This window comes from Streptomyces sp. NPDC087787, from assembly GCF_044743035.1.
In the GTDB taxonomy this organism is placed as follows: domain Bacteria; phylum Actinomycetota; class Actinomycetes; order Streptomycetales; family Streptomycetaceae; genus Streptomyces.
The window spans coordinates 69,671-85,236 of record NZ_JBIUVQ010000025.1 but is presented as its reverse complement, the minus strand read 5'-3'; the positions used below and the strand labels follow the sequence as shown (position 1 = coordinate 85,236).

At 71.2% G+C, this 15,566-nt stretch carries 17 protein-coding genes; 6 read left to right on the top strand and 11 right to left on the bottom strand.

All coding sequences use genetic code 11. The features are described from left to right. Positions 1-89 precede the first annotated feature (89 nt). The 4 genes from ACIOWN_RS30690 to ACIOWN_RS30675 all read right to left on the bottom strand — a co-directional run bounded on the left by ACIOWN_RS30690 (position 90) and on the right by ACIOWN_RS30675 (position 4,530). Positions 90-1,496 (bottom strand): hypothetical protein, encoded by a 1,407-nt coding sequence (locus tag ACIOWN_RS30690; RefSeq protein WP_401983947.1) that lies wholly within the window; start codon positions 1,494-1,496, stop codon positions 90-92. Then, positions 1,486-2,070 carry a DUF6114 domain-containing protein gene (locus ACIOWN_RS30685; RefSeq protein WP_362355345.1) on the bottom strand — a complete coding sequence of 195 codons (585 nt, stop codon included), beginning with the start codon at positions 2,068-2,070 and terminating at the stop codon, positions 1,486-1,488. The genes ACIOWN_RS30690 and ACIOWN_RS30685 overlap by 11 nt, the downstream gene beginning before the upstream one ends. A gap of 191 nt (positions 2,071-2,261) precedes the next feature. Continuing rightward, positions 2,262-2,912, bottom strand: coding sequence for a DUF6230 family protein (locus ACIOWN_RS30680; protein ID WP_362355342.1), 651 nt, complete (start codon positions 2,910-2,912; stop codon positions 2,262-2,264). Positions 2,913-3,558: 646 nt separating this feature from the next. After that, positions 3,559-4,530: a tetratricopeptide repeat protein gene (locus ACIOWN_RS30675; RefSeq protein WP_362355339.1), complete on the bottom strand. Its 972-nt coding sequence runs from the start codon at positions 4,528-4,530 to the stop codon at positions 3,559-3,561. A 238-nt stretch (positions 4,531-4,768) separates the two neighbouring features. Here ACIOWN_RS30675 and ACIOWN_RS30670 point away from each other — a divergent pair, with 238 nt between their 5' ends. Beyond that, positions 4,769-5,386 (top strand): TetR/AcrR family transcriptional regulator, encoded by a 618-nt coding sequence (locus tag ACIOWN_RS30670; RefSeq protein WP_362355336.1) that lies wholly within the window; start codon positions 4,769-4,771, stop codon positions 5,384-5,386. Between the two features lie 42 nt (positions 5,387-5,428). On the opposite strand, the gene ACIOWN_RS30665 is transcribed toward ACIOWN_RS30670, so the two are convergent. The 4 genes from ACIOWN_RS30665 to ACIOWN_RS30650 form a co-directional block, all read right to left on the bottom strand. Next, entirely contained in the window at positions 5,429-7,129 is a 1,701-nt protein-coding gene (locus ACIOWN_RS30665; protein WP_362355333.1) for a methylmalonyl-CoA mutase family protein, read from the bottom strand. 74 nt (positions 7,130-7,203) lie between these two features. Next, complete coding sequence (locus ACIOWN_RS30660; protein ID WP_401983944.1) at positions 7,204-7,542, bottom strand: DUF3817 domain-containing protein; 339 nt, start codon at positions 7,540-7,542, stop codon at positions 7,204-7,206. A gap of 101 nt (positions 7,543-7,643) precedes the next feature. Continuing rightward, positions 7,644-8,153: a MarR family winged helix-turn-helix transcriptional regulator gene (locus tag ACIOWN_RS30655; protein WP_100568008.1), complete on the bottom strand. Its 510-nt coding sequence runs from the start codon at positions 8,151-8,153 to the stop codon at positions 7,644-7,646. Positions 8,154-8,197: 44 nt separating this feature from the next. Continuing rightward, a complete protein-coding gene (locus tag ACIOWN_RS30650) occupies positions 8,198-9,475 on the bottom strand; it encodes an MFS transporter (RefSeq protein WP_401983942.1) in 1,278 nt (425 codons plus the stop codon). Between the two features lie 131 nt (positions 9,476-9,606). Here ACIOWN_RS30650 and ACIOWN_RS30645 point away from each other — a divergent pair, with 131 nt between their 5' ends. Beyond that, entirely contained in the window at positions 9,607-10,587 is a 981-nt protein-coding gene (locus tag ACIOWN_RS30645; protein WP_362355327.1) for a DUF5937 family protein, read from the top strand. 48 nt (positions 10,588-10,635) lie between these two features. Here the strand turns inward: ACIOWN_RS30645 and ACIOWN_RS30640 are convergent, their stop codons facing one another. Both ACIOWN_RS30640 and ACIOWN_RS30635 read right to left on the bottom strand, forming a co-directional pair. Next, positions 10,636-10,947, bottom strand: a complete 312-nt coding sequence (locus tag ACIOWN_RS30640; RefSeq protein WP_362355324.1) for an MTH1187 family thiamine-binding protein — start codon at positions 10,945-10,947, stop codon at positions 10,636-10,638. Beyond that, positions 10,944-11,288 (bottom strand): DUF3817 domain-containing protein, encoded by a 345-nt coding sequence (locus ACIOWN_RS30635; RefSeq protein ID WP_362355321.1) that lies wholly within the window; start codon positions 11,286-11,288, stop codon positions 10,944-10,946. The genes ACIOWN_RS30640 and ACIOWN_RS30635 overlap by 4 nt, the downstream gene beginning before the upstream one ends. A gap of 217 nt (positions 11,289-11,505) precedes the next feature. Here ACIOWN_RS30635 and ACIOWN_RS30630 point away from each other — a divergent pair, with 217 nt between their 5' ends. The 4 genes from ACIOWN_RS30630 to ACIOWN_RS30615 all read left to right on the top strand — a co-directional run bounded on the left by ACIOWN_RS30630 (position 11,506) and on the right by ACIOWN_RS30615 (position 14,159). Then, a complete protein-coding gene (locus tag ACIOWN_RS30630) occupies positions 11,506-12,138 on the top strand; it encodes an AIM24 family protein (protein WP_362355318.1) in 633 nt (210 codons plus the stop codon). A gap of 1 nt (position 12,139) precedes the next feature. Continuing rightward, positions 12,140-12,790, top strand: a complete 651-nt coding sequence (locus ACIOWN_RS30625) for an AIM24 family protein (RefSeq protein WP_362355315.1) — start codon at positions 12,140-12,142, stop codon at positions 12,788-12,790. Then, positions 12,787-13,590: an AIM24 family protein gene (locus tag ACIOWN_RS30620; RefSeq protein WP_362355312.1), complete on the top strand. Its 804-nt coding sequence runs from the start codon at positions 12,787-12,789 to the stop codon at positions 13,588-13,590. The genes ACIOWN_RS30625 and ACIOWN_RS30620 overlap by 4 nt, the downstream gene beginning before the upstream one ends. A gap of 92 nt (positions 13,591-13,682) precedes the next feature. Continuing rightward, positions 13,683-14,159: a MarR family winged helix-turn-helix transcriptional regulator gene (locus ACIOWN_RS30615; protein WP_100568015.1), complete on the top strand. Its 477-nt coding sequence runs from the start codon at positions 13,683-13,685 to the stop codon at positions 14,157-14,159. A gap of 82 nt (positions 14,160-14,241) precedes the next feature. On the opposite strand, the gene ACIOWN_RS30610 is transcribed toward ACIOWN_RS30615, so the two are convergent. Further along, on the bottom strand, positions 14,242-15,456 hold the full coding sequence (locus ACIOWN_RS30610) for an MFS transporter (protein ID WP_401983939.1): 1,215 nt from the start codon (positions 15,454-15,456) through the stop codon (positions 14,242-14,244). Positions 15,457-15,566: the final 110 nt, after the last annotated feature.

The following is a 15,566-nucleotide window of genomic DNA, read 5'->3' as shown; positions in this document are numbered from 1 at the left end:
TCGGCCGACCGGCACACGACTGAGGGCGCTCCCTGCGAACAGGGGGCGCCCTCAGCGGTGTCGCGGCTCCCGGACGGGCCCGCGGCCGGTCAGTCGGTCGTGTACACATGCATCCCGGGGATGTGCAGGTTGCCGCCGAACTGGGCCGCCTGGACCACCGTGACGTCGGTGAAGTAGATCAACGGGATGTTCAGCGGCGGGGGGTTGTCCGGGGTGAAGGTCACGGGGATCAGCCCGAGCAGGTTGCCGGAGATGCTCTGGGTGTACATCACCGTGTCGCCGCCGCGGATCGTGGACGTCGAGCCCTTGGCCGCCTGCACGTGGTAGGTCTTGCCTGCCTGCTTGTCCTTCACCGTCTGGTGCAGGTCCCCGATGTCGGTGCCAGCCGAAATGACGTACTTGAGCACCTTCTTGACGGTGCCGTTGGCCGTGCGCACCTCCACGATGCCCTTGTAGTCGGCGCCCTTCAGCAGCAGTGAACTGGCGTTCAGGTGCCAGGGGACGTCGGCCAGGAGCACCTTGTTGTCGACGCCGCCCACGGCGTCGGTGGCGGCCGGGCAGTCCTCCGGGTCCGTGCTGGAACTCGCCGACGGGCTCGGGGAGGCCGTCAGCGCGCCGGCGGCGTCTTCGACGGCCTTGACGTCCGTGACGGCCTTCCCGGCGTCCCCGGCGTCCCCGGCCGTCCTGGACGCCGTACCGGTCGTGTCCTTCACGGTCTCCTTGACCGTGTCGGTGGCCTTCTGGACCGTGTCCTTGACGGTGCCGGACGCACTGTTGCCGGCGGAGCCGCTCGCGGTGTCCCCGGTCTCGTTCGCCGAAGGCGTGGCGGAGGCGGAGGAGGGCGGCGTGGCCTCTGAGCCCGAGGACGCCCCGGACCCGGAGGCCGGCTTGCCGCCGGTGAGGACGCTTCCGAGCGTGTCACCGATGGTCCCCAGCAGGCCGCCGCCCCTCGCGGACGCCGACGGGGCCGACGCGGGCTCGTCCTGCTCCCCGGAGGCCTTCCCGCCCGCGGTCGCGGACCGGGCCGGAGCGGGCTCGGCCCCGTCGCCGGAACCTGAATCCGACGAAGAGGAGCTGCCCTCGTCCGTGCCCGCGTTCGCGCCCTTGTCCGCACCCGCGGGGGCCGAAGGACTGGGCTCCACGACGGAGGTCTGGCCCGGGGACGTGCCGTCACTCGCCGTGGGGGACGGCGTGGGGGACGCGGAGGTGTCCTCCTCCTCGGCCTCCCCGATGGCAGCCAGGCAGTCCTTGTACTCGTCCGCGGTCAGGCTCTTCGAAGGCGGCGCCGTGCTGTTGCCGTCGGCGAGCGCCAGCGTCGGCGTGAACCCCATCCCCATGAGGACGGCCGTCGGCATCGCCGCCAGGGCTATCGCCTTGCCGCTGGGAACGTGGAACCGGGTGAACAGCGCCTTCCTCGGGGCCGCGTGGCGCGGCCCTTTCCTCTCCGGGACCAGGGACGCGGCAGCGCTCTGGTCCTGAATGTCGTCAGCCGACACGGTGCCCCCCGTCGCGGTCCTCGATCCGGGCTTCGTCCGCCTCCCCGAGGTCGTCCTCCTCATGCGGAGTGTGCGGCTGCCCCGCCTCACCACCGGTGCCCTCAGCGGTGTCCTTCCGGGCGCCGTCTCCGGCGGGCCCGCCAGAAGACCTCCGACGCCAGCGCGCCCCGGTCTGTGGCTTGTCCGGTACCCAGGAGAGGGCCAACGCACCGCCGATCAGGGCGAGCAGGAAACCGGCCACGAAGCCACCTATGTTGGAGATCACCAGGGACACCAGGGCCAGAAGGATCGACGCCACACCGGCGAAGATCCTGGTCTCCCGCTGGAACCACATGGTCAGACCCAGCGTGACCAGCAGGACACCAATGATCAGAGAGCCCGCACCGGCGGTCGTCGCCATGGCGATCGACATATTGCCCAGCTTCAGCGTGGCGTAGGGGAAGTAAGCGATGGGCACCCCGCCGAGCAGGGTCAACAAGCCCGCCCAGAAAGGCCGGTGGCCCCGCCAGTCACGGAATCGCAGACGCAGCCGGGTGAAAGTCCCGGCGCTCTGGACCGGAGTCTCGGCACTCATGGAAAACAGCTCCCTGGTCCGGTGAAGTTACATACCGGCTCGGCCTGGGGGTCGAGAAGCCGGAAAATGTGAGTCTGTGCAAACACCCGGGCACGATGCACCGGGCCGGGTGTGCGGGGCGGGGAAGCAACCGCCTCCCCGCCCCCACTCGGCCGCTCAGCCGGCCAAGGACGTCTCCGGAGCGGAGTCCGTCAGTAGCACTCCATCTTGGGGTCCGCACCCAGACGCATCTTCAGGCCGCTGAGCTCGAACGTACCGGCCGTGGTCGCCCACGCCGTCTGCTTGACGTTCTTGAGTTCGGCCTTCTCCGCCTGCTGGGCGAAAGCGCCCGGCATCGCGGCCGCGGCCTCGCCGACCTTCACGTCGGGACCACGGGTCTTGTCCTTGACCGCGACACCGATGTCGATGTTCGTGAAGGTCGCATCGGCGTCGAGCTGGGCGACGTCGATGTAGAGGTTCTTGGCCTTGACCTTGTGCTGTGCGTTCGGACCCGCCTCGAGACGGAGGTAGATCGTTTTCCCTATGAGGGGAATCTCCGTCTTGACGGACTGGCACATCTTGGTGATCTCGGCACGGTCGAACGACGAGACCGCCACCGGGTGCTGCGTCTTGTCCTTGCCGTCGGTCGACGTGTAGCCGGTGTCGATACTGCCGTACTGGGCGAAGCCCCATCCCTCGAGATGGTCGGCCGTGACCTTGAAGTCCTGGCCGGAGACGCTGAACGACGCCGCGAGGGCACCCTGCGCCAGGCTGATACCCACCGCCGCGGCGGCGGCCACGCTGGGCACCATCACCACGGCGAACCGCTTCCATCTGGTCCCGCCACGCACCTGGGACTCCATAATTCCTCCTTCTCGGACGTACATCTCCTGACGCCGGCTCACCGCCGGTCGGCGGCTCGGCCGGGCAGGGATGGGAGAAGTGCTACGTCCTCGGGAAGGAGAGCGCCCGCGCTCGGTGGCGCCAACCGCGCCCGAATCACCGGCGATCACCCCCGAGCGACAACCACTGGTCGCGCCTGACACACATCACGCACAACCTTGCTGGACAGGCTTCGCCAGCCGGCGAAGACCCCCCTGCCCAAAGGGACGGCGCCACTGCCGCCGGCCCTGCTCGGTGGGGACCCAGGCACCCCATGACCCGGCCGGCTGCCGGGGGTACGGGGATGGACCGAGCGTCGCCGATCGTGGTGCATTCTCGCCGCCCGCACAAGGGGGTTCGTTACTCGCTGGTAACGGCGGTATGGCCGGGGTACGACTCACCGGCCCCGAACGGCGACACTCGGTGCTAACGAAGGGGAGAACAAAACGGCGGATGCCCGGACGGAACCGGGCGGAACCACACCATCGATTTACTGCCAGTAACAGCGGCCGCGTTGACCAAGTTTTGGTAAAGCGCGGCCGCCCCGACGACTCCTCGGCCAATCTTTCACTCGGGCATCACACGCCGGTGTTTAACGACCGGTCGGCCCGGGAGCGTCGACCCGGATCAGAAGAGCGCCCGCGCCAACGCCCGGCGCGCCCCCGTCACTCGCGGATCCTCGGGCCCGACGACCTCGAAGAGTTCCAGCAGCCTCAGCCGCGCCGCGTCCCGGTCCTCACCGGCGGTGCGCCGCACGGTGTCGATGAGCCGGCCGAAGGCGTCCTCCACATGACCGCCCACCAGATCCAGGTCGGCGGCGGCGATCTGCGCCTGCACGTCGGCGGGCTTCTCGGCCGCGTCCTTGCGCACCCGCTGCGGGTCGAGACCCTGCACCCGCTGGAGCAACTCGGCCTGCACCAGGCCGAGTTTGGCCTCGGGGTTGGCCGGGTCGTCGGCCAGTACGTTCTTGTACGCCTGGATCGCGCCGCCCAGGTCGCCGGCGTCCAGCGCCCGCGAGGCCGCGTTCAGCAGCGCGTCGTACGGGCCGACCGGGACCTGGGGGGCCGTCTGCGCGCCCGCCTCGGCGTCCGGGTCGACGGTCAGACCTGTCAGCCCGAACCGCTGCTCGGCGACCTGCACCAGCTGGTCCAGCGTCTGCCGGATCTGCTCCTCGCCGGCCGCTCCCTGGAACAGGGGCAGGGCCTGACCCGCGACCACCGCGAAGACCGCGGGGATCCCCTGGATGCCGAACTGCTGCATCAGCAACTGGTTGGCGTCGACGTCGATCTTGGCGAGGAGGAAGCGCCCGTTGTACTCGGCGGCCAGCCGCTCCAGGACCGGGCTCAGCTGCTTGCAGGGCTGACACCACTCGGCCCAGAAGTCGATGACGACGGGCACCTCCGCCGACCGCTGGAGGACATCGCTCTCGAAAGTGGCCTCGTCGACGTCGATCACGAGATCGGCCGGGGAGACCGCCCCCGCGCCGCCCTCCCTGGCCGCCTGGGCGCGCGCCTGCTCCGCCTTCGCCTTCGCCTCCTGGGCCGCCTTCACCGCGGCGAGGTCGACGACTCCGCTCATGGACATGTTCCGTGGCTGCATGCGCCTATCCTCCCCCGTTCTGCCCGCCTGAGTGAAAACCGCCGGGAAAGCCGTACCGCGCCGGGCGCCCGGTCCCCACCCGGCACCCCGTGGTCATCGCTCGGACACGGGCTCGCACCCGCGTTTCGCTACGACCCGTAGCGTAATGGCCGCGGACGCCCGCGCGAAAGCGCGGCCCGGTGATCTCTCTCACGACCGGACAGGAACCACTCGTTTTCGGTCCGGATATGGTCAGGGAATGCAGAGCCGCACCCCCGTCGCCCGCGCCGGCCGGCCGCGCAGCGCCGCCGCCGACGCGGCGATCCTGGCCGCCACCCGGGCGGCACTGGTGGAGCTGGGCTGGTCCAGGCTCACCCTGGGGGACGTCGCCACCCGGGCCGGGGTCGCGAAGACGACGCTGTACCGCCGCTGGGCGGGCAAGAACGAACTCGTGGTCGACGCCGTCGCCGAACTCTTCGACGAACTCCGCCTCCCCGACCGCGGCAGCCTCGCCGCCGACATCGAGGGCGTGGTCCTCCAGTTCGCCCGGATCCTGGCCCGGCCGGAGGCCAGGAGCGGTCTGATGGCCGTGGTCGCCGAGTCGACGTGCGACGAGGCGCTGCGCGAACGCATCCGCACCTCGATCGTGGACCGCCAGAAGCGTTTGGTCCTGGAGGGCCGCGACCGCGCCCAGGACCGGGGCGAACTCCCCCCGGAGCCGGACCCGGAGGAGGCCGCCCGCACGGACGGCCTGATCTTCGACATCGTCGCGGGCGCCGTGGTGCACCGCACCCTGGTCAGCGCCGAACCGGCGGACGAGGAATGGGTGCGCGGTTTCACCCGGGTCCTTCTGACCGGGCTGGCGGCGAGCGGTTGACGGGGGCGCCGGGACGGAAGCGACCGCCCCGGCGCCGGGCCCTCAGAACCCCGCGGGCTCCGTGTACACGCCCCACTCGTCCCGCAGCACCCCGCAGATCTCGCCCAGCGTGGCCTCGGCGCGCACGGCGTCGAGCATCGGCTCGATCATGTTGGCACCGGACCGCGCGGCCGCCAGCATCGCGTCCAGCGCGGAGCGGACGACGCTCTCGTCCCGTCCGCTCCTGCGCTCCCCGAGCACGCGCACCTGCTCCCGCTCCACCTCGTGGCTGACCCGCAGGATCTCCAGGTCGCCGGTGACCGAGCCGGTGTGGACGTTGACGCCGACGACCCTCTTGTCGCCCTTCTCCAGCGACCGCTGGTACCGGAAGGCCGACTCCGCGATCTCTCCGGTGAACCACCCGTCCTCGATGCCCCGCAGGATCCCGGACGTGATCGGCCCGATCGGGTGCTGCCCGTCGGGGTGCGCCCGCAGCCCCCGCTCCTTGATCTGCTCGAAGATCTTCTCGGCGTCCGCCTCGATCCGGTCCGTCAGCTGCTCGATGTACCACGAACCGCCCAGCGGATCGGCGACGTTGGCGACCCCGGTCTCCTCCATCAGCACCTGCTGGGTGCGCAGGGCGATCTCCGCGGCCTGCTCGCTCGGCAGCGCGAGCGTCTCGTCGAGCGCGTTGGTGTGCAGCGAGTTGGTGCCGCCGAGCACCGCCGCGAGCGCCTCGACGGCCGTGCGCACGACGTTGTTGTACGGCTGCTGGGCGGTCAGCGAGACCCCGGCGGTCTGCGTGTGGAAGCGCAGCCACTGCGCCTTGTCGGTCTTGGCGCCGTAGACGTCCCGCATCCACCGGGCCCAGATGCGGCGCGCGGCGCGGAACTTGGCGATCTCCTCGAAGAAGTCGAGGTGCGCGTCGAAGAAGAAGGACAGGCCGGGCGCGAAGACGTCGACGTCGAGGCCGCGGCTCAGCCCCAGTTCGACGTACCCGAAGCCGTCGGCGAGCGTGTAAGCCAGCTCCTGCGCGGCCGTCGCCCCGGCCTCGCGGATGTGGTAGCCGGAGACCGACAGCGGCTTGTACGCGGGGATCCTGGCGGCGCAGTGCTCCATCAGGTCACCGATGAGGCGCAGATGCGGCTCGGGCTGGAAGAGCCACTCCTTCTGCGCGATGTACTCCTTGAAGATGTCCGTCTGCAGCGTGCCGTTGAGAACGGAGGCGTCCACGCCCTGCCGTTCCGCGGCGACCAGGTACATGCAGAAGACGGGGACGGCCGGCCCGCTGATCGTCATCGACGTGGTGACGTCACCGAGCGGGATGTCCTTGAACAGCACCTCCATGTCGGCCGCCGAGTCGATGGCCACGCCGCAGTGGCCGACCTCGCCCAGCGAACGGGGGTCGTCCGAGTCGCGGCCCATGAGCGTCGGCATGTCGAAGGCGACCGAGAGTCCGCCTCCGCCGTTGCCGAGGATCATCTTGTAGCGCTCGTTGGTCTGCTCGGCGTTGCCGAACCCGGCGAACTGCCGGATCGTCCACGTACGCCCCCGGTAGCCGGTCGGGTACAGGCCGCGGGTGAAGGGGTACTCCCCCGGCCAGCCGATCCGCTCGAATCCCTCGTACGTGTCTCCCGGCCGGGGGCCGTACACCGGCTCCACGGGGTCGCCGGAGAGCGTGGTGAAGTCCGCCTCGCGCTTGCGTGCGGCGTCGTACCGGGCCTGCCAGCGGTGGCGGCCCTCCTCGATGGCGTCAGCGTCCATACCCTCGAATTTACTAGGACGTCCAAGTAAATGTCGACGGCTGACCGCCGTACGTGTTCCGTACGGCGGTGCGGTCAGGCCTCGGCGACCGCCGGCTCGGGGTCCGTGACCTTGCCCTCCAGCTCGCGGCTGACCCTGCGCTCGACGAAGAACGCGGCCGTGGGAATCGTGCCGGCCAGGAGGATCCAGAGCTGGCGGCCGACCGGCATCTTCGCCTTGGAGCCCAGGTCGAAGGCGAAGACCAGATAGACGACGTACAGCCAGCCGTGCGCGATGCCGACGACGCTCGTGAAGCCCGCCGCGCCGTCCATCTTGAACAGGTACTTGGCGATCACGCCGAGAGTCAGCAGGACCAGCAGCACACCGGTGACGTAGGCCATGACCCGGTAGCGGGTCAGCACGCTCTTTTTCATGGGGACGAGCGTAACCACCCGTTCCGGGAGATCTTGCCCCGGGTGGCCGTGCCGCGGCGGCCCGTCGCCCGGCCCCTCAGTCCTGGGGGCAGCCGTGCACGTCAGTCCTCGTCGAAGTCGTGCGCGGCGATCCGCAGCGGGCGCAGCATCGCGAAGATCTCGCCGCACTCCTCGGCGTCGTAGGCCCCGAGACCGAACTCCATCGCCATCAGGTCGCGGGTGGCCGAGTCGACGACCTCGCGGCCCTTGTCGGTGATGACGGCGAGCGTGCCGCGCCCGTCGTTGGGGTTGGGGCGCCTGGCGACCAGGCCGGACTTGACCAGCCGGTCCACGGTGTTCGTCACGGATGTGGGGTGCACCATCAGACGCTCGCCGATCTTGGACATCGGCAGTTCGCCGGCCTTGGAGAAGGTGAGCAGCACCAGGGCCTCGTAGCGCGCGAAGGTCAGCCCGTACGGCTTGACCACCGCGTCGACCTCGGCGAGCAGGATCTGGTGGGCGCGCATGATCGAGGTGATCGCGGCCATGGACGGCACGCTTCCCCAGCGCTGCTTCCAGAGCTCGTCGGCACGGGCGATGGGGTCGAAAGGAAGGCTGAGGGGCTTCGGCACGTCACCAGACCCTACCGGGCGGTCATATGCGGTTCAGCCCCGTCTCAGCCTTCGGTCCGGCGGGCGGCCACCGCCAGCCCCACGCAGCACACCGTCCCCAGGACTCCGGCCCCCGCGACGGTCGCCGTCACTCCGGCGAACTCCGCCGCGACCCCGGCCAGCGCCATGCCCACGCCCTGGATCGTCATGAGTCCGGCGGTCAGCAGGGTCATGGCCCGGCCGCGCAGTTCCCCGGGCACCGCCCGCACGAACCACTGGTCGAGGCCGAGCGTGTACGCCGACCCGGCGCCCGAGAGCACCAGCAGGGCCAGGGAGACGGCGAGGCCGGGGCGCAGGGCGTAGCCGAGGTAGGGCAGCAGGGTCAGGCAGACCAGTGGCAGGGCGATCCGCTCCCGGACGGCGGGCCGCAGCCGGGAGCCGGCGTACAGCTCGCTCACGATCGTGCCGACGGGCAGCCCGCACATCAGCAGCCCAAGGCCGACGGAGCCGGCGCCGAGCGCGTCGGCGTACGGGGCCGCCAGGGCCTCCGGCACGACCGCGAACATCGGCGGCACCCAGAACAGCAGCAGCAGTACGCGGACCCGGCGGTCGGCGAGCACCTGCCGGGCACCGCGCAGCGAGTCGCCCACCAGGGCGCCCGGCTGCCCGGTCCGGGCGGGACGGTGCCGGGTGCCGAGGCGGAGCAGTGCGGCGGAGGCGAGGAAGGTGGCGACGGTGATCAGCAGGGCGTGCCGGGGGCTGACCACGGTGAGCAGCAGTCCGCCGAGGCCGAAGCCGGCGAGCAGCGCGCCCTGCGAGACGATCCGCAGCAGGGAGCGGCCGAGGACGAACAGCTCGCCGTCGCCGAGGATGTCCGTGAGGCCGGCCATCCGCGTTCCCTGGAACACCGGTGACACGACGGCGACGGCGCAGCGCAGCGCGAGCAGGACGGCGATGTGGGCTCCGGGCACCACCATCGGCGCCACGCAGGCCGCGCACACCAGGTCGCAGACGACGAGCACGCGGCGGGCCGGGAAGCGGTCGGCGATCCCGCTGAGGAGGGTGCCGCCGACGACGTAGGGCATGAGGCCGAGCGCGAAGGTGAGGGCGCTCATCAGGGGCGAGCCGGTGAGGTCGTAGACGAGGACCGACAGGGCGATCTCGCTGACCATCACGCCGAGCAGGGAGAGGGCGTGGGCGGCGAAGACCGCCCGGAACTCGGGTACGGCGAAGACCCGGGCGTAGCCGGCCGCCGGTTCGGCCATGGGCACGGAGGCGGGCGTGGGTGCGGGCCGGTCCGGGGCCTGCGGGGTCGGGGTGGGCTCGGGAGCTTGCTGCTGCATGGGCGGCAGCGTGCCGGTGGGAGGGCCGGTCGGCGTAGAGTTTCGGCGACTGCCGAATCTTCGCCGTTTTCCGTGTCTTGCCGTGTCTTGCCGTGTCTTCCGTGTCTTGCCGTGTCTTTTCTGGGGGTGCCGTGCCGTTCCGTCTGCACTTCGGCGGTGACGACCTCCTGCGGTGCCGGTTCGCGGTGTCGCCGCTGTGGGAGACGCAGGAGGCGGTGCGGACGCTGCGGCGGCCGGACCGGCACGGGTACCACCCGCACTGGCTGCGCCGCATCCGGGAGGCCGCGCGGGGGCTGGACCTCGCCCCGCTGTGGCTGCTCATGCCCCGGCGCGGGCACAGCCCCGACTTCCTCGGACCGCCGCCGATCGGGCCCGCGGCCGTGTTCGAGGACGAGATCGCCCAGGTGCGGGCGGCGGACCCCGGGGCGGCGCGGGACGACCTGGCGCGGGCGCTCGCCGATACGCCGGGTGCGCTGGAGTCGTCGCGGGGGCGGGCGATGCTCGCCGATCCGGGGCGCGCGGTGCGGGAGCTGGCCGATCTGATGGAGGCCGCGTGGCGTGCGCTGATCGAGCCGGAGTGGCCGCGGCTGCGGGCGCTGCTGGAAGCGGATGTGGTCTTCCACTCGCGGCGGCTGGCCGAGGTGGGCCTGGGGGCGCTGCTGCCGGAGCTGGACCGGCGGCTGTCCTGGGACGGGCGGACGCTGACGATCGACTGGCCGGGCGAGCACGGGCGCGACCTGGACGGGCGGGGGCTGGTGCTGATGCCGAGCGTGTTCTCCTGGCCCGACGTGATCAGCGGCTTCGACCCGCCCTGGCAGCCCACGCTGGTGTATCCGGCGCGGGGGCTCGCGGGCCTGTGGGCGCGGCCGGGCACGGAGGGCGGCGAGCCCCTGGTGCGGCTGCTGGGGCGGGGGCGGGCCGGGGTCCTGGCCGCGCTGAGCGATCCGGCGACGACGACCGCTCTGGCCCACCGGCTGGGTCTTGCCCCGTCGTCGGTGTCGGCGCACCTGACGGTGCTGCGGGACGCGGGCCTGCTCACGTGCCGCCGGTACGGGCACCAGGTGCTGTACGAACGCACACCGCTGGGGATGGCACTGGTCTCCGGCGGATGAGGGCCGCGCGGCGCGGGACGGGTGCCGCCCGGACGTGCCGCCGGGTGCCTACCGCGCCGGCCGGGTGTCCTGGGCGAGGTGCCTCTCGACCCGTTCCACCTTGGCGGTGAGGCCGTCCGTCACGCCGGGGCGGATGTCCGCCTTGAGGACCAGGGAGACGCGCGGCGCGCGTGCCTCCACCGCGGCGACGGCGCGCTTGACGACGTCCATGACCTGGTCCCACTCCCCCTCCACGGAGGTGAACATCGCGTCGGTGCGGTTGGGCAGGCCGGACTCGCGGACGACCCGGACGGCATCGGCGACGTACTCCCCCACGTCCTCGCCGACGCCCAGCGGAGTCACGGAAAAGGCGACGATCATGCCTTCACGATCCCTTCGCGGCGGGCGCGGGAGGCGATCACCGCGTCCTCGGCCTCGCGCCGCAGCCTGCGCTCGGCGAAGAAGCCGCCGGTGGGCAGGACGGAGAGGACGAAGTAGAGGGCTGCGGTGCCCAGCGGCCACTTGGCGCGGTTCCAGGCGTCGGCCCAGAAGATCACGTACAGGATGAACAGGATGCCGTGGACCGCGCCCATCACGGGCACCGCGTTGAAGTCCGTGGTCCGCTTCAGGAGCGAGCAGACCAGCAGCAGGAGGAAGGAGACCGCCTCGGGGGCGGAGACCAGGCGGAGGCGGCGGAGGGCGGTGGCGGTCTTGATGTCCACGGGTCACCTTCGATGGGAGACGGACCGGCGGGCCGCTGGGGTGTCGCGGGCCGGCTTGTGAATGCGAGCACAAACGTTCGTCCATTGTGGCAAACCCGGGGGGCGGGTGTGGGCAGGGGGTGGGCACCGTCGTCCCGTAAGGGTGTGAATCAGGGTCGTTGCCCTGCCGCGGCCCCTGTCGGGCTCCGCCGTGCGCCGCTACCTTCGCTGCGTGGCGATGTTCCGACTTCAAGACAGCAGGGTGCTGGCCGTCGACATGACCGGGGACGCCGTGAAGGCGAAGAACGGCTCGATGGTCGCGTACGACGGGCAGATGGCCTTCAAGAGGCTGACCGGGGGCGGTGAGGGGCTGCGCGGCATGGTGACCCGGCGGCTCACCGGCGAGCAGATGACGGTGATGGAGGTGCGGGGGCAGGGAACGTGCTGGTTCGCGGACCGGGCGGCCGAGATCAATCTGGTCACGCTCCAGGGGGACAAGCTGTACGTCGAGTCGAGCAACCTGCTCGCGACGGACGCGGGGCTGCGCACCGGGACGACGTTCACCGGGCTGCGCGGCGCCTCGCAGGGCAACGGACTGTTCACGACCACGGTCGAGGGGCACGGGCAGGCGGCGGTCATGTCGGACGGCCCGGCGGTGGTGCTCCGGGTCAGCCCGCAGTACCCGCTGATCGTCGACCCCGGCGCTTACGTCGCGCACCAGGGGAACGTCCGGCAGTCCTTCCAGGCCGGGGTGACCTTCCGCACGTTCCTCGGGGAGGGCGGCGGGGAGGCCTTCCAGATCCGGTTCGAGGGCGACGGGCTGGTGTACGTCCAGCCGAGCGAGCGGAACACGATCGCGGGGGACCTGTGAGATGACGTTCCGGGAGATCAACTCGAAGATGGTGGAGGCGCCGGTCGTGCCCGGCCGGCGCCTGTTCAGTCAGCGCGGCGCGATGCTCGCCTACCGGGGCGACGTGGCGTTCACGCCCAACATCCAGGGCGGTCAGGGCGGTCTGATGTCGATGATCGGGCGCCGGGTGGCGGGCGAGGCGACCCCGCTGATGACCGTGGAGGGCAACGGAACCGTGTTCTTCGGGCACGGCGGCCACCATGTGCACGTGATCGAGATGACGGGCGACACGCTGTACGTGGAGGCGGACCGCCTGCTCGCCTTCGAGGGCACGCTCCAGCAGGGCACGATGTTCATGGGCTCGCAGGGCGGGGTCATGGGCCTGGTGCGGGGCCAGGCGACGGGCCAGGGACTGTTCACGACGACCCTCCAGGGACACGGCTCGGTGGCGGTGATGGCGCACGGCGGCGTCTTCGAGGTGCCGGTCACTCCGCAGCGCCCCGTCCACGTCGACCCGCAGGCCTACGTCGCCCACCACGGCGACGTCCGCAACAAGCTGTCCACCGCGCTGGGCTGGCGCGAGATGGTGGGACGCGGCTCCGGCGAGGGCTTCCAGCTGGAGCTGAGCGGCAACGGCACGGTGTACGTCCAGGCCTCGGAGGAGAAGCTGTGAGCGCGTACGGAACGCCCGGCTCGGGGCCGGTGGTCCACGATCCGTCGACCCTGCCGGCCGACGACAACGTGAACCCGTACACCTTCTGCGTGGAGCTCAAGGGGAGCCAGTGGTTCCTGCAGAAGGGAAAGATGATCGCCTACTACGGGTCGATCGGGTTCAACGGCATCGGACACGGCGCGCTGGACCTGCTGACCCGTACGTCGTTCCATTCGCCTCTGCACGCGAGCGACTGGGTGGTGGCCGAGGGCTCGGGCCGGATGCTGCTCGCCGACCGGGCCTTCGATGTCAACTCCTTCGACCTGGACGACGGCAATCTGACCATTCGCTCCGGCAATCTGCTCGCTTTTCAGCCAAGTCTCGCGCTGAAGCAGTCGATCGTGCCCGGCTTCCTGACCCTCATCGGGACCGGGAAGTTCGTGGCCGCGTCCAACGGGCCGGTGGTGTTCATGGAACCCCCGATCCGGGTGGACCCGCAGGCGCTGGTCGGCTGGGCCGACTGCCCGTCCCCGTGCCATCACTACGACCACGGGTACCTGACCGGCGTACTGGGCGGGCTGCGTTCGATGACGGGCCTCGGGCCGGTCTCCGGGGAGGAGCACCAGTTCGAGTTCGTGGGGGCGGGTACGGTTCTGCTCCAGTCGAGCGAGAGCCTCATGGCCGAACTGGCGGCGGGGGTGCTTCCGGACGAGCCGGGGGTACCCGGTGGGGGAAGGGTGTCCGGAACCCGCGGACAGCAGGCCGGCCAACCGCGCTTTCCCGGACAGCTGGGAGATCTCCAGCGTCGCTTCGGTGTGTGAGCGGTAGTCTGCGGAGTGTGACGTCGAACGCGTGCACGCCGCCACACCATGCTCACTAGTTCGCCTTTCAACTTCTTAGGTAGACTTCATTCATGGAGACCGAGACGGCCACGAGCTGGCTGACGAATGCGGAGCAGTGCGCCTGGCGCACCCACCTGGAGGTCAACAGGCTGTTGACGTACCAGCTCGAAAAGGACCTGCAGCCGTTCGGCCTGACGATGAACGACTACGAGATCCTGGTGAATCTCTCCGAGTCGGAGGACGTGCGGATGCGCATGAGCGACCTCGCGTCCGCCACGCTCCAGTCCAAGAGCCGCCTCTCCCACCAGATCACCCGCATGGAGAACGCGAACCTGGTCCGCCGTGAGAACTGCGAGTCCGACCGCCGGGGCCTCTACGCGGTCCTCACCGACCACGGCATGGAGACCATGCAGAAGGTCGCCCCCCACCATGTGGCGTCCGTCCGCAGGCACTTCATCGACCTGCTCGACCACGAGACCCTGACGGAACTGGACAAGGCCCTGAAGCCGATCGCCGAGCATCTGCGGGGGCAGCGGGGACGTCCCTGAGCCCGGCCGGGATGTCCGCCCGGCTCCGGGGTCCCGGAGCCGGGCGGACGGAACGCGCCTGGGGTGATCCAAACGAGAGGCCCTAACGGCGCCGCCCCAGTGCGGCGACCAGCGCCGCCGCCACGGACACCCCTCCCGCCAGCAGGAAGCACACCTCGAGCGGCAGGGCGCCGATCAGCAGTCCCGTCACCAGCGCTCCGCCGGAACCACCGGCGTTCACCGCCGCGTTCACCCATGCTCCGGCCCGTGTCCGGGAGCCTTCCGCCGCCGTCTCGTCGGCCAGCAGGTACGCCGTGGTCAGCGCCGGGGCGATGAACGCGCCCGCGCAGGCCATGACCGCCGTCAGGGCCCACAGGCCGGGCGCGAGGCCCGCCGCGGCGATCACGGGGCCGAGGCCCACCGCGAACCAGGTCAGACGTACACGGGCGGGGGTACGCCACTCGATCGCCCCGTTGACGAGGCCGCCCACCGCGCTGCCCGCCGAGAGGGCCCCCAGGACCCACGGCACCACGGCCGTGTCGTACGACCTCTCGGCGGCGAACGCCATCACCAGCAGGTCCACTCCACTGAGCGCCAGGCCGACGCCCACGGCCACGGCGACCGGCGGCAGAAGGCCGCGGAGCCCGGCGGGGCGGCCGCGGGACTCCTCCCGCCGTGGCGCCGGACGGGCACCGGTCATCACCGGCGAGGTGACGAAGGCACAGGTGCCGGCGACGATCAGCAGCGCGCTGAGCAGGATGCCGGACGCCGGGGGCGCGAAGCCCACGAGCACGCCGACGAGGACCGGGCCGGAGACGAACAGCAGCTCCTCGGCGACGCCGTCCAGGCTGTAGGCACGCAGCAGGAGGCCCCGGTCGGTGACGAGTTCGGACCACAGGGCGCGCATGGTGGGGCCCAGCGGGGGCGCGCAGGCGCCCGCGAGGGCGGCGACCGCGGCGACGGCCGCGGCCGGTGCGCCGGGCCCCCAGGTCAGGAGGGCCAGGGCGCACAGCGCAGCGCCGTGGAGCACCGCCATGGGGAGCAGGGCGCGGCGCCGTCCGTACCGGTCGACGAGGGACGCCCGCAGGGGCATCAGGAAGACCGACGTCGCTCCGAACAGGGACATCACGGCACCGGACACGGCATACGACCCGGTGGCCCGGGTGACGGACAGCATCACCGAGAGCGACACCATCCCGTAGGACAGGCGTGCCGTCAGGGCGGCGGCGAAGGTGCGGCGCGCGTGCGGGACGCGCAGGACGGCGGCGTACGAGGGCCGCGCGGGCAGGGCGGGGCGCGACGAAGTGGGCGCGGACATGAGTGGTTCCTCACGTGAGGGCAGGGAGACGGGACACCGGAGCGCCGCGTCCGCCGACGGTCGGTCGTCGGTCCGGGACGCGGCGCGGGTGCGCGGTCTATGCCATGAGG